This window comes from Saccharopolyspora elongata, assembly GCF_004348985.1.
Classification (GTDB): Bacteria; Actinomycetota; Actinomycetes; order Mycobacteriales; family Pseudonocardiaceae; genus Saccharopolyspora; species Saccharopolyspora elongata.
The window spans coordinates 23,189-36,680 of record NZ_SMKW01000050.1 but is presented as its reverse complement, the minus strand read 5'-3'; the positions used below and the strand labels follow the sequence as shown (position 1 = coordinate 36,680).

The following is a 13,492-nucleotide window of genomic DNA, read 5'->3' as shown; positions in this document are numbered from 1 at the left end:
GCCAATGTCACAGGATCTGTTCACCGACTTCGAAACCGTTCGCCGCTACGCCGACCAACTCGACTCCGACCTGACCGAGGACGAGCGCGCGGACCGCCTCGACACGCTGCGCAAGTTCGCGGAGTTCGTCGAGCGCACCCCGGACGAGATGGTCGCCGAAATCTTCAACACGCAGACCCGGAAGTACCGCAAGCGCGGCTTCTACGCGACGAAGATCAAGGAGTTCTCCGAGCAGCTCGACGTGCCCAGGGGACAGCAGGTCGCCAAGGGCAACGTCATCCGCGCGTTCTTCATCGCCAACGGGCGGCGCGTGCCGCCGGAGATGCCGGAGTGGTTGATTTGATCACGCTACTAGGAGGCGGGATCGGGGCCGCCCGGCTGTGGTGCGGCATCGCGGAGATCGCCGAAGAACCGCTGACCTTCGTCGTCAACACCGGCGACGACCTGTGGTTGCACGGCCTGCGCATCTGCCCGGACCTCGACACCGTTCTGTACGCGTTGTCCGGTCGCCAGGACACCGAACGCGGGTGGGGGATGGCGGACGAGACCTTCCGGTGCATGTCGGAACTCGGCGGGCTGGGGGAGCAGACCTGGTTCCAGCTGGGCGATCGAGACCTGGCCACCCATCTGCTGCGCACCGGAATGCTCAAGTCCGGCCGCACGCTCTCGGAGGCCACCAGTCGGCTGGCCGCCGGCATGGGCGTCCGCCACCGGGTGCTACCGATGACGGACGCCGAGGTCACCACGTTCGTCCGGGTGGCCACCGGCGAAACGATGCACTACCAGGAGTTCCTGGTGCCCCGCGGCGCGCGGGACACGGTCGAGGCCGCGAACTACCGCGGGATCGCCGATGCGCGCCCGGCCGCCGGCGTGCTGGAAGCCATCGAGCGCTCCAGGCTGGTGATCCTGGGGCCGAGCAACCCGGTGGCCAGCGTCGGCCCGGTGCTCGCCCTGCCCGGCGTCCGCGATGCGCTGCGCACGACCGCGGCCCAGGTCATCGCGGTGACCCCGGCGGTGTCCGGTGTCCCGATCACGGACCCGGGTGAGGCCGGCCGGGCGCGCAGCCGAGCGGCGCTGCTGGCCCAGCGCGGTCTGCGCCACAGCGCGGCCGGTGTCGCGTCGATGTACCGGGACATCTGCGACCTCTTCGTGGTCGACGAGGCGGACGCCGGCGAAACCGTGGAGATCACCGCGATGGGCATTCGAACCGCCACGATGCCGACCCTGGTGAACACGCCGCAGGACGGCGTCTCGCTCGCCAGGCAGGTGCTGGAGATCTCGGCCGACGCTGGGGCGCTGGCGGTGACGTAGCAACCTGCGGCTCGCCCGAACAAGGTCCTCGACGAAGAGCCCGTGCGGCATGGGGTGGTTGGCGATTTCGCGCGAAATCGCCAACCTGCAGGCGTGCGGAGCGGCGATTTCGCGCGAAATCGCCGCAGAACCGAACCGCGCAATCGCGAAGGAGTATGGAATGGACGGAACGGCGCGCGACCTGCTGCGGCTGCCGCTGGCGGAGTTGCAGGCGATGGCGCGGGAGCGGCGGGACCGCACTCGTGGAACCACGGTGACCTACTCGCCGAAGGTCTTCATCCCCCTGACGAAGCTGTGCCGGGACCGCTGCGGGTACTGCACTTTCGCAACGGGGCCGCGGAGCCTGCGCGCCCCCTACCTCACCCGGGAAGAGGTCCTGCGGATCGCGGTCCAGGGTGCTGAGGTGGGATGCCACGAGGCGCTGTTCACCCTGGGGGAGCGGCCGGAGCTCCGGTACCCGGGAGCGCAGCAGTGGCTGACCGAGCACGGCTACGGATCCACTGTGGACTACCTGGTCGCGATGTGCGCGACGGTCCTCGCCGAGACGGGTGTGCTGCCACACGTCAACGCCGGTGCCCTGACCGGTCCGGAGATGGCCGTGCTGCGGCCGGTGTCCGCGAGCCAGGGGATGATGGTGGAGTCGCTGGTCGAAGACCTGCCGGCGCATCGCGGGGCCCCCGACAAGGTCCCGGCGCGCCGGATCGCGACGTTGCGCGCGGCCGGAGAACTCGGAATCCCCTTCACCACGGGCATCCTCGTCGGCATCGGGGAACGCGACGACGACTGGATCGCGGCGTTGCAGACGATCGCCGAGATCCACCATGAGTACGGCCACATCCAGGAAGTGATCGTGCAGAACTTCCTGCCCAAGGCCGACACCGCCATGCGTGATGCTCCGCCGTGCTCCGCCGAGCGGCACCAGCGCGCGATCGCCCTGGCGCGCATCCTGCTGCCGGACGAGGTGCACCTGCAAGCACCGCCGAACCTCAGCGACGACCCGGGTGCGCTGCTGGACTGCGGCATCGACGATTGGGGCGGCGTATCGCCGATCACCTCCGACCACGTCAACCCGGAGCGCCCGTGGCCGCACCTCGATCGGCTGACGAGCGTGACCGAGGAACGTAGCCACCGCCTGGTGCCCCGCCTGCCCGTCTACCCCGAGTTCGCGGCGGACCCGGAGCGCTGGTTGCACGAAGACCTGCACTTCCCGGTGCTGGACAGGTCCGACGCGGTCGGGCTGGGCCGGGACGACCCCGGGCCGATGTTCCCGGAGCGGGTGGCCGCCGCCAAGAACGTCGGCGACGGAGCCGAGGTCGTGCTCATCGGGCGTCGCTCGGGCACCTGGGTCAGCGGCGGCACCGTCGACCCGCCGGTGTTGATCCCGGGCCAGCGGGGTGCTTCCCCCGCCGCGGCGGTGCGGGAGGTCCTCGACGGTCACGCCGCGGGACAGGAGCTGGGGGTCGACGAGCTCGTCTCCCTGCTCACCGCTCGTGGACCGGACGTCGCTGCCGTCGCGGAGTACGCAGACCACCTCCGCGCCGAAGCGGTCGGGGACGACGTGACCTATGTGCGCAACCGGAACATCAACTACACCAACGTGTGCACGTTCCGCTGCCGCTTCTGCGGTTTCGCCAAGGGCCAGTCGTCGCTGAACCTGCGAGGGAAGCCCTACCTGCTCGGCCTGGACGACATCGCCGAGCGCACCAGGGAGGCGTGGCAGGCCGGGGCCACCGAGGTCTGCCTGCAGGGCGGCATCCACCCCCGGTTCGACGGCGACTACTACATCGACGTCACCCGCGCGGTGAAGGAAGCGGTGCCGGACATCCACGTGCACGGGTTCACCGCGCTGGAGGTCTTCGAAGGCGCCCGACGGCTCGACGAACCGCTGCGCGACTACCTGCGCAGGCTGGCGGACGCTGGATTGCGCTCGCTGCCCGGAACGGCGGCCGAGATCCTCGACGAGCCGGTCCGCCGGCTGCTCTGCCCGGACAAGATCTCCACCGACCAGTGGCTGGAATGTCACGAGACAGCGCACGAGGTGGGCCTGCGGTCCAACATCACCATGATGTTCGGCGCGATCGAGCAGCCGGTTTCGTGGGCTCGGCACTTCATCGCGACCCGGGACGTCCAGCGCCGGACCGGCGGGTTCACCGAGTTCGTCGGGCTCCCGTTCGTCCACATGGCGGCACCCATGTACCTGCGCCGCGAGGCCAGGCGCGGGCCGACCTGGCGGGAAGTGGTCCTGGTGCACGCCGTGGCCCGGATCTTCTACCACGGGTTGATCGACAACGTGCAGGCGTCTTGGGTGAAGCTGGGTGCGCCGGCGCTCCGCCAACTGCTGCAGGCGGGTGTCAACGACCTCGGTGGCACCTTGATGGACGAGAACATCAGCCGCGCCGCGGGTGCTGCGCACGGGCAGATGATGAGCGAAGCTGATTTCACGGCGCTGCTCGCGCCGCTGGGGCGTGACCTGGTGCAGCGCACGACGCTGTACCAGCGGATCCCCGCCGGACTCGCCGTGGGCGCCTGAAGTTGCTCGCGGAACAGCTCTGGACCGGCTGCGGACCGGGATGATCCGCAGCCGGCCCAGAGCCGGCCCTACGGTTCGAAGCGGTACCCGACCCCGCGAACGGTCCGGATCCGCCGCGGCCGGGACGCGTCGTTCTCGATCTTGTGCCGCAACCGGTGGATGTGCTCGGTGACCGTGGACTCGGCCTGCCAGTCCGGCGCGGCGTGCCACACCGCCTGCAGCAGTTGCCGCCGGGAGAAGACCTGCCGGGGAGCGGATGCCAGGTGTGCCAGCAGGTCGAACTCCTTCGCCGTGAGCTCCACGACCTCGCCGTTCACGATGACCTCGCGCGTTCCTCCGTCGATCACCAGGCCGTCGAACTCCAGCCGCGATCCGCCGCGCTGGTCGCGGCCGCTCCTGCGGAGCACGGTCCGCACCCTGGCGACGAGTTCGCGGGAGGAGAACGGTTTGGTCACGTAGTCGTCGGCGCCCAGCTCCAGGCCCAGCACCCGGTCGGTCTCCCCGCGCCGCGCGGTGAGCAGGATGATCGGGATGTCCCCCTCGCCGCGGAACTGGTGCAACAGGTCCAGGCCGTCGACACCGGGCAGGCCGATGTCGAGCACCACCAAATCCGTCCGATTCAGCCGGACGTGCTCGAAAGCCGCCCTGCCGTCCCCGGCTTCGCTCACGTCGAACCCGCCTTCGCGAAGGGCTTGGGCGGCCAGCCGCCGGATGCGCTCGTCGTCATCAACGACCAGCACGGCGTGGCCGGACGCGCGTGTGGGGAACATGTTCGGTGCGGTTCCTTCCAATAGATCGGTGTTTGTCGCGGACCAGTTCTCGTCCGACTGGTCGGACGTCTCGGGTCAGTTCCCGGGCAAGGGGCAGCGGAGTTCTCGAGCGAGGTCCTGCAACCTGAACGGTTTGCGCAGCAGCCCGGCGAAACCAGCCTCGCGGACCCGCTCTTCGAGGTCCGGGCTCGCGCTTCCCGTGCTGGCGATCATTGGAATCCCGTTGTGGCACAACATGTCAGCCAGCGCGAATCCGTCCATTTCGGGCAGTCCGATGTCGACGATGACGATGTCGGGCCGGTGCGCGTCGACGGCCTGCTGGGCGCCCGAGGGAGCGCCCACGGCGAAGGCAACGCAGCGCAGCGCGGAGAGCTGGCGGACCAGCAGGTCGCGCATCCGGTGATCGTCCTCGATCACGAGTACGCGCTTCATCAGGTCGCGTTCGCTTCCCCTGGGATCGGCAGCTTCTGGTCGAAGATCTCCAGCAGCTCGGAAAGGTCGACCGGGATGCGGAGGAAGTGCGGCGCGCCGATGTCGTCGGGCATTGTCTCCGCAGTGGTGTCGGTAAGGCACACGACCGGCTTCTCCGCGGTCAGCGGATGCCGGCGGACGAGGTTCAGAAGGCTGCGCGACCTGCCGGCGTCGTCGAGGTCGATCACCACCAGGTCGGGGCGTTCGAAGCGGATCAGTTCTTCGACCTCGCCGTAGAACTGGTACACGCACCGCAGCCGGATGCGCGGGCGCGCCCGTTGGGCTTCCGCGATGGCCTCGATGCTGTGCAGGTCGCTGTGCAGGTACAACACCACGGGATTCTCACCGCAGCGCTGCGCCGGGACCCACGGCGTGCGCACCCCTTCGAGAGTCTCGTCGTGCCGCGGAAGTTCGACCCAGAACCTGGAGCCAACGCCCGGTTCGCTGTCGGCGGCCATGCGGCCGCCCATCGCGGTGACGAGCTTCTTGGCGACAGCCAGGCCGAGGCCGTGGCCGGGCGGGTCCCCGGGCTGCACACCTGGGCGCTGGAACGGGGCGAAGATGCGGGGGAGGTCGGCCGGTGCGATGCCGCGCCCGGTGTCCTCGACGACGAGCCGGGTGAACTCCCCGGCCGGCTCGATCCGCACCGTCACCAGGCCGCCCGGCCGGTTGTACTTGATCGCGTTGGTCAGCAGGTTCAGCAGCACCTGGCGCAAGCGCTGACGATCGCCGAGGGCGACGGGCTCGCTGCTCGTGGGCAGCACTCGCAGCGCGACAGCTTTGCGTTCGGCCACTGAGCGTGTGAGCGCCAGGCTGTCGTCGACGACCTCCGTCAGGTCGATCAGCTCGGACTGGATGGGCAGCCGACCGGCATCGGCGTGCGTCATGCACAGCGTGTCATCGATCAGCCGTTCCAAGTGCCCCGCAGCGTCCATGATGTGCCGAGCGCAGTCCGCGGCGTCGTCCGAGGGCAACCCGCCCTGGGTGAGCAGCTCGGCGTAGCCGAGCACTGCGGTGATCGGGGTGCGCAGCTCGTGGCTCAGTTGCGAGACGAACTCGCTCTTGACGAGGTTGGCGCGTTCGGCCGCCTCGCGGGCTCGGGTCTCGCGTTCGATGCGCAAGCGGTCGGTGATGTCGCGGAGTTGGAGGCACACGAACCGGGTGCGGTCCTCGGAGTCCTTGACCGGGGAGATGACCACGGTCGCGGAATGGAGCGTGCCGTCGGCGTGCCGGTACTCGTGCAACTTGAGGTAGCTGGTCGACGTGCCGGCGACCAGCTTCCGCACCGCGGCGCGCACTTCAGCGGAGCCGTCCCCGCTGATCAGGTCGGACACGTAGGTGCCGTGGAGTTCGTCCACGTCGTACCCGGTGTCGGTGCACAACGCGGCGTTGACGTGGACCAGCCGCCCTTCCCGGTCGCCCAACGCCATGCCGATGGCCGCGTCGGTGAAAGCGCTGCGGAACCGCTCCTCGCTTTCGTGCAGCGCGCTGAACAAGCGGTGGTGCTCGATCGCGACCGCGGCCAGATGGGTGAACCGCTCGACGACCACTCGCTCCTCGACGCTCGGGCGGTGCGGAGTGTTGTGGTACACCGCGAAAGTGCCGAGGACGTCTGAAGTCCGCGGGCTGACCACCGGGGACGACCAGCACGCCCGCAGGCCGTGGCGCATCCCGAGGTCTCGGAAGGCATCCCACCGCTCGTCTTCGAGGATGTCGCTGACGACGACCGGTTTACCCGCATATGCGGCGGTTCCGCACGACCCGGCCACGGGGCCGATGGACATGCCGTCGATCTCGGAGATGTAGCTGTCCGGCAGCGTCGGCGCCGCCCCGTGGTAGAGCCGGCTGTCCGAATCGAGCAGGAGTATCGAGCAGTGGGTGCCGGGCAGATGCTGTTCCATCCCGCTCGCGAGCCTGGCCAGTGTCGCGGAGAGTGGTGCTTTCCTGGCGATCAGTTCGAGGACGGCCGATTGACAGGTCAGCAGATTGGCCGCATCCAGGAGTTTGGTGTTGCGGAGGGTGATCGAACTCCGCAGTGCTCCGGCGCGTGAGATCGCCTCTGCGATCGTGCGGAGCCCTTGTCGCGCGGAGGCCGGAAGCTGTTCGCTCTGGGCCAGCAGTTCGGCTGTGCCGAGCGCCACGCCGAGTTCGTTGCCCATGTCGTGGAGCAACTGCCGATGCTCGCCGCTGCTCTCCGCGGGTGAGTCGGAGTAGCGTGGATGCCGCTGCGAGGACTTCCTCGTATCCATCGTTGCTGCTCCCCGATCATTCACACAACGTGACAAGAATGTACCGGCGCGTGGTTTGTTGTCACAACAGGGATCTGTCCAACTACGGTCCGTGTCTCGCGATGTGGAGGTCCGGCAATGCCGAAATCCGTCCTGAGGTGGCAGGAAGCGTTGGAGCGCAAGGTCGGCATGGACGATGCCGAGCGGCGCAGATGCCTGGCGGCCTTGCTCGAATTCTGCGCCGAGCACCACGTCGAACCGGACGAATTGCTCGAAAACTGGTTGAAATATCCAGAACTCACCGTGCGTCGCAGATTGGCGCCGGAGGAAGCGCGATCGGTGGCGAACATTCCGGTGGAGAGCTTTCTCATCCACAACGGTGTGAACGTCTTCGGTGATCTCGTCTGCCTGCCCGGTAGTCCGGAGGATCTCCGCGACCAAGGGTCCCGGTTCGTCGGCTGATGTCTTTCGTCCCATTGAGGTTTTCCAACCTCGTTTTGGGTGGCGGTGCGGGTGGCGGAACCTCCGAGGCTCCCTGGACTGTGGGGTCCCTGACTTATGTATGTCCAATACACGGCGTCAGGGCCGTCCCGCCCAGGAGTGCCCCAGGGGCACGGGCACAGTGAACCCGCGGCGGTGCGAGTGTCGTAGGTGGGTTATGCGCCTGCGGCGCATGCGACACCTCATCGACGTGCGGCTTTGCGACCCGCGGCTGCGGGCTGATCAGGATGAAAAAGGCTCATTCGGACGGATTCGATCTGGTGAGGATTACCCCTGCACGTTCCGAGCCGCCACCGCGCGGCGGGCGTTCCGGAAGGGCGGCGGCGGACACTCGGGTCTGAAACCGCCGTCCGGCGCCACCTCGTCGTGGCCGGGACGTCACCCGCACCGCTGTTGGTTGTCGCAGGGGGACGTGACGATGCGCACTTGGAAATCCACTCGGCGATCGAAGCTCCGGAAGGGACATCTGCCCGATTCGGGACTCGTCGTCGAACGACACGAGTCGGTCATGCACATTCGGCGCCCTGATGAGTCCGAGGCGGCGCTGAGCGGGTATCTGGACGTGCTGGCGAGGCAACCGGGCGTGGCGGTCGTGGCCGCTACCGAAGGAGCGCTGAACGTCCCGAGCATCCCCAGTGCGGTGCGCCAGGCCTGCGCTCTGGCAGTCGAGGAGGTGCTGGACGCCGGGAGTGCGGTTGTGCACGTGTGCCTCGCCCTGCCGGAAGCAGCGTCCCCTTCCCCGGGCGACGGACAGGTCTTCGCCCAACAACTGGCCGAAGAACTCGGTGTCGGGGTGATCGCCACCAACACCGGCATCGTGGCCGAGCCCGTTGGTTCGTTGTTCTCCGGAAGCGATCAGCCCGGGCACGGCTGGTACCGGTTCCGGCGGGGCTGGCCCGCGGAGTGGATCGGACACCGGTATCCGGCACCGGGGTGGGAAAACCTGCTGCCGCGCACCGACATCGCCGAGGGCGGACTGAGCCTCGTGCCGATCCCGGCCGGGCTGATGGTGTGCAGATCCGATGCGCTGACACCGGGGGCGGTCGAGGAGGCACGCGGTGTTCCGGTGCATCCCGGCAGACCCCGGCTGGTTCTCGGCCACCCGGCGGATGGCGAGATCAGCGCGTTGGCGGTCGCCGAGTTCCTGCGGAAGAGCTCGCCGCAATTCCTGGACCGCGTGCAGCTGGTGCCGACGGACCTGCAGACCTCGTCGGCCCGGTGGAACCAGCGCCTCGCCGACCTGCTCGGTCGGCCGGTGGTCGCGAGCACGGGCGTGATCAGCGACGACGGTGCCGGCGGCGCGATTGCGGTGGTGCACGACGGGGGCGGCGAACCGACCTGGCAACCGCCCGCGCTCGCTCTGCGGTACGCGCCGGGCAAATCGGCGGAGGTGGTGGAGACGGCACCGCCCCCGCGCGGCTGGTTGGTCTTCGATCCGGTGCATTACCGCCAGGCTCCACCGCCGGGAGCAGTGGCGGCGTCCGGAGGCTGGCTGGCGCGCGTGGTGCCGAGCGGCCTGGCGCTGCTACCCATCGGGCAGGATGCCGGCGAAGCCGATTCACTGCCGTTCGAGCCGAACCGGATGACCGTGACGGTGGCCTGCCCCGAGGAATGCGAGGTGTCACTGATGGGGCCGCTGCGCTCGCTGCTCGACGGGCTGCCCATGAGCAGTCGTGAGCGCATGCGGCTGGTCACTGCCGAATCGGTACCGCCGGGGCTGGCGGACGAGATTCGTGAGCTGGCCGATGTGTACGGCGCCCAGTTCGAACGCGGCACGCCCGCCGTCCCTGCGATCGGAACGTCTATCGAGCCCGCGGGCGAGCAGAGAACCCTTGTGATGGCGCCGGTTTCGGGCAAGGCGGCTCAATCCGGTGCGAACGCAGAACCGGGCCCGGGCGAGGCGAAGACCCGGATTCTCCCGGTTCCGGTTGCACCCGCGCTCCGGGAACCGGAAGCCGCACTCCTCCCAGCGCCAAGGAGTCCTTCCGCCCCGGGTGGAAGCAACGACTGTTCGGCCCTCGATCGGCAGGAATTCGTGCGCTGGTCCGGAAAGTACCTCGACGACGTTGCCCTACCGGTGGACATCACGTCCGCGACGAGCGCCGACGCCCGCATCGACTACGCGGCGGTCCTGCTCTACTTGGGGCGCGGCGAGTGGTCGGGCGCTGCGCTGAACAACGCTCTGCGTAGTTCTGGGACGGAAGTCCCGGCCCACTACGTCGCTTGTCTCACGGCAGGGCTGACGCGATTGCCGAGCCACTGCGGGGTGGTCTTCCTGCGCGTGACCGACCGTGCCGGGCTCGACTCCGCCTATTCGGCGGGCGATGTGCTCGCGGAGCCGGCGTTCCTGAGCGCGATGGGAGCCCGAACCCGAGCTGTAGCGGACGACTGCGGCGCGGAGTTGGTGATCTGGTCGCGAACCGCGCGCCGCACGGCTGCGGTGAATCCCGATCCGGCCGACGAGGTGGTGTTCCCGGCCGGGAGCAGGTTCAAGGTGCTGGCCGTCGACCCGCCGACCAACGACAGCGCCCGCATCGTATTCCTGGTCGAGCTGCCGTCATCCGAGATCGAGGTGCCGGGCGAACCGGACCTGGACCGGGTGCTGGTCGACGAGCTGCGAGCGGCGCTTCGGCGCGGGCGGCGAGACCATCCGGTCGAGATGACCGAGGCGCAGGCTGAGCGTTGCGACATCCCGGTCGGCCTGGTGCCGCGTCGTCGAACGGAGGTGGACTACGCGGGCGGGTGAGGCGGACGGGTGGCGGGCGCGGCGAATCCAGTTCACCGCGACCCGTTGCCCGATCCGGTCGGGAAGTCGCCGGTGAGCATCGCTGCTGCCAACTCGACGCGGGAGCGGAATCCCGATCTCGTGAACATGCGGGAAAGCCTTGCCGCCACGCTTTTTTCACTGGTTCCGAACACGGCGGCCAGCTGCCGGTTGCTCAGCCCTTCGGTCACGAGCACCGCCAGCAGTTGTTCGTTCTCCCGCAAGGTTTCGCTGCGGCCGGGCACGCTCACGTCGTGGTCCTGCATGTGCCGCCGCAGGCGCGCTCGCCACAGCAGGGCCCCCAACTGCCCTAGCAAGCAGTAGGCGTCCAAGAAGAGTTCCTGCGTCCGCAGGCCGGTTTGCGCGATCCGGCTGAACGCCACTGCCCGCTCGAACGGGGACGAACGTTCGCGCGCCAGCGCGATGGCAGCTTCGGCGCTGCGCGGATCGCCCAGCACGGTGGCACGGGCGACGAGGAGTTCGAGCCGCGCCTTGTCGGTGCCCAGTTCGTCCGCGACTCGAGCGAGCCGTCGAAGGCTGCGTTCGGCCTGCTCGTGTTCGTCATGCCTGGCTTGGTGGTATGCCATGTCGGCCAGCAGGGTTTCGGTGCCGAACACGATGGCCTCGGCTTCGGCGCGGTGCAGCCCCGACCGCAGCAGGTCGTAGGCGGAGTCGCCATCGCCGAGCAGCCGCACCACAGTGGCTTCGGCGTGATCCAGCACGTGCTCCAACTGGCCGCACCGGGCTTCCGCGACCAGGTTGCGCGCCCGACCCACCCAGCCTTGGGCCGTCAGCACCTGGATCGCGCCGTGGTGCAAGAACAACCTGCCGACAGGGTCTGCGCCGGGTTCACCGCCGATGCCGTTCCGGGCGATCCGCATCGCCTGGTCCCAGTTCCCGGCGCTCCACTGCACCTGGAAGCGGTCGGCATCGGACAGGCGGCATCCAGCGGAATCCGTCGGTTCATTTGCTTTCCGTGCGGGTGTACTTTCTACCAGCGCGAGCAATGACGAGTGATGCGGGGGCACGGCCCTGTCGCGTTCTGCTCCACACAGGATGGTTGCGGTGAAATCGAAAGAGCGGCCCCACCACGCCGCTGACGGGACCACCTCGGTCCACTGCGAGCGGTACCGCCGAAGTTCAGAACCTGCTTCCGCCCAGCGGTTCAGCAAGCACAAAGCGATCGCGCGAATCAGCCAGCGGTGCCGTCGGTCCGGCGGAAGCCAGTCGACGCTGAGGTCGATGATCCGCTGCAGTTCGGATTTCTCGCCGCACGAGGCCAATGCGAGGACGCGGTGGAGCGCGAGCAGAATCCATTGCGGCTCTGGAAGCGGTGGCGGTCCAGACTCGAAAACCGTCCGCGCACTGCGTTCCGCTTCGGCCATCCTCCCGTGACGAAAGCAGGCCGCGCAATGCTCGGCCAGCACGGCCGCTCGCTGCTGGCGCGTCGGTGCGAGTGAAGCTGCGGCGGCCAGCCACCGCATGACGCGGGGATCGTCGTCGAAGGATTCGTCGGTGGCGTGGCTCAGCAGCTCACCGATCGACCGCGCGGGATCCGCGAGAGTGCCTGCTTCCACGAGGAGGTCGGCAAGCACGCCATCGTTGCGCTGCGGGACGTCGCCGGTCCGCAGTGCGTTGACCGCCGATGATGCGAGCAGTCGGCGTTCGAAAGGACCGACGGCCGCACGCACGGCTTCGCGCGCTGCGGGAAGGGAAAAGCGCCACGATGGTCGTTCGTGATCCGCGGTGCGCGGTCGTCGGAGCGTGCGGTCGGCCTCCAGGTCCGCGAGGGCTTCCAGCACGCGGTCAGTGCTCGCGCTGAGCGCTCGACCGGTGAGTTCGACGGCGTCCGCGCCTAAGCTTTCGTAGGTTGCCATGCATTTGATGACTCGCCACCGGAACCCGTCGGTCGTCCGCAGACCGGGCACCGCATCGATGCTGACCGGCGGCACACTGCTTCCCCGGCGCAGCACGGCGTGCCGGTCCACGAACCGGATTGCACCGGTCTGCCGGCATGCGGCGGCGCTCGCGAGCAGCAGGGCCGGATTGCCGCGGCTGGCGTCGTGCAGGGCGGTGACCACCGATGCATCAGGGACGGCGCCGAGCACACGGGCAAGCGCGGCCGCGCTTTGCTGCGCCGTGAAGGGGCGGATCGACCGGCTACGGGCGAGACCGCGGCGGAGCATGCGGTCGAGGGCCTGGGAGCGTGCATCACGTGCGTGGTCGCGGCGCATGGCCGTGACGATCGTGCATTCCGCACCGGCCAGGTGCTCAGCCAAGATCGGCAGCAGCTCTGCGGATCCGTCATCGGCCCAGTGCGCGTCGTCGACGAGGATCACCAACGGAGCGAGCCGGCGCAGCACCATCGACATCGCCACCGCGAGCCGGCGTTCCGTCGCCTGCCCGGCTGTTCTCCCACCACTCTTGGCCAAAGCCGTCATCACGGATGAGGCCACGGCTCCGCTATGCGCAGAGGCGACGGAGGCCAGCAGGCGATGCGCGGCGCAGAAGGTGGTGAGCCGGTCGCCTTCGGCCAACCGCAAGCGCACCAACCTGGCGGGCCGCCCCCGAGCGCTCAAGGCTTCGAGCAGAGCGGAGCTACCGATTCCGGCCGTCCCCAGCAAGGCCATGACCGGCACGGAGTCGTCCGCTATTACGTCCAGCACATCACGCACCAGGTCGTCCCGCCCGACTAGGGACGGACGTTCGTCGGTCACCGCGGAACGGACGGCCGGCGCCTGGTCCGGTCGGTTCGCTGTCGTCGGGTACCCAACCAGCACGATCGATGACTCCTTCCCCAGTTGACAGCACGCACGCGCTTGCCAGCCCGGAGGAGACCCGCGCAGTCGCGAGAGTTCTCCCTACCCGAAGCATCGTCCATCTCAGTTCGCCGCCGACACCTGCTGTCGGGGGGTAT

Annotated in this window: 9 protein-coding genes; 5 read left to right on the top strand and 4 right to left on the bottom strand. The window is 68.7% G+C overall.

What is annotated here, in order from left to right; all coding sequences use genetic code 11:
- The first annotated feature begins 4 nt into the window (after positions 1 to 4).
- The 3 genes from E1288_RS49090 (at position 5) to cofH (ending at position 3,841) form a co-directional block, all read left to right on the top strand.
- Positions 5 to 343, top strand: a complete 339-nt coding sequence (locus tag E1288_RS49090; protein WP_235883898.1) for a hypothetical protein — start codon at positions 5 to 7, stop codon at positions 341 to 343.
- On the top strand, positions 331 to 1,311 hold the full coding sequence (gene cofD, locus E1288_RS30235) for a 2-phospho-L-lactate transferase (RefSeq protein WP_235883897.1): 981 nt from the start codon (positions 331 to 333) through the stop codon (positions 1,309 to 1,311). Before E1288_RS49090 ends, cofD begins: the two co-directional genes overlap by 13 nt.
- Positions 1,312 to 1,471: 160 nt before the next feature.
- A complete protein-coding gene (gene cofH / locus E1288_RS30230) occupies positions 1,472 to 3,841 on the top strand; it encodes a 5-amino-6-(D-ribitylamino)uracil--L-tyrosine 4-hydroxyphenyl transferase CofH (RefSeq protein WP_132491097.1) in 2,370 nt (789 codons plus the stop codon).
- Positions 3,842 to 3,909: 68 nt separating this feature from the next.
- Here cofH and E1288_RS30225 read toward each other — a convergent pair whose 3' ends face one another.
- From E1288_RS30225 to E1288_RS30215, 3 genes are all read right to left on the bottom strand, one after another.
- A complete protein-coding gene (locus E1288_RS30225; protein ID WP_132491094.1) occupies positions 3,910 to 4,611 on the bottom strand; it encodes a response regulator transcription factor in 702 nt (233 codons plus the stop codon).
- 75 nt (positions 4,612 to 4,686) lie between these two features.
- Positions 4,687 to 5,043: a response regulator gene (locus E1288_RS30220; protein WP_132491091.1), complete on the bottom strand. Its 357-nt coding sequence runs from the start codon at positions 5,041 to 5,043 to the stop codon at positions 4,687 to 4,689.
- Complete coding sequence (locus tag E1288_RS30215) at positions 5,043 to 7,331, bottom strand: ATP-binding protein (protein ID WP_165968327.1); 2,289 nt, start codon at positions 7,329 to 7,331, stop codon at positions 5,043 to 5,045. Before E1288_RS30215 ends, E1288_RS30220 begins: the two co-directional genes overlap by 1 nt.
- 150 nt (positions 7,332 to 7,481) lie before the next feature.
- Between E1288_RS30215 and E1288_RS47255 the strand changes: the two genes are divergently transcribed.
- A complete protein-coding gene (locus tag E1288_RS47255) occupies positions 7,482 to 7,772 on the top strand; it encodes a hypothetical protein (RefSeq protein WP_165968326.1) in 291 nt (96 codons plus the stop codon).
- A gap of 547 nt (positions 7,773 to 8,319) precedes the next feature.
- Positions 8,320 to 10,557, top strand: coding sequence for a hypothetical protein (locus E1288_RS30210; protein WP_132491085.1), 2,238 nt, complete (start codon positions 8,320 to 8,322; stop codon positions 10,555 to 10,557).
- Positions 10,558 to 10,589: 32 nt separating this feature from the next.
- Here E1288_RS30210 and E1288_RS30205 read toward each other — a convergent pair whose 3' ends face one another.
- Positions 10,590 to 13,292, bottom strand: coding sequence for an AAA family ATPase (locus E1288_RS30205; protein WP_132491083.1), 2,703 nt, complete (start codon positions 13,290 to 13,292; stop codon positions 10,590 to 10,592).
- Positions 13,293 to 13,492 lie beyond the last annotated feature (200 nt).

Bases quoted from the DNA above. Each gene is read 5' to 3' on its own strand.
- cofH (WP_132491097.1), top strand. From the start codon at position 1,472: ATGGACGGAACGGCGCGCGACCTGCTGCGGCTGCCGCTGGCGGAGTTG.
- E1288_RS30210 (WP_132491085.1), top strand. From the start codon at position 8,320: ATGCACATTCGGCGCCCTGATGAGTCCGAGGCGGCGCTGAGCGGGTAT.
- E1288_RS30215 (WP_165968327.1), bottom strand. From the start codon at position 7,331: ATGGATACGAGGAAGTCCTCGCAGCGGCATCCACGCTACTCCGACTCA.
- E1288_RS30220 (WP_132491091.1), bottom strand. From the start codon at position 5,043: ATGAAGCGCGTACTCGTGATCGAGGACGATCACCGGATGCGCGACCTG.
- E1288_RS30225 (WP_132491094.1), bottom strand. From the start codon at position 4,611: ATGTTCCCCACACGCGCGTCCGGCCACGCCGTGCTGGTCGTTGATGAC.
- E1288_RS49090 (WP_235883898.1), top strand. From the start codon at position 5: ATGTCACAGGATCTGTTCACCGACTTCGAAACCGTTCGCCGCTACGCC.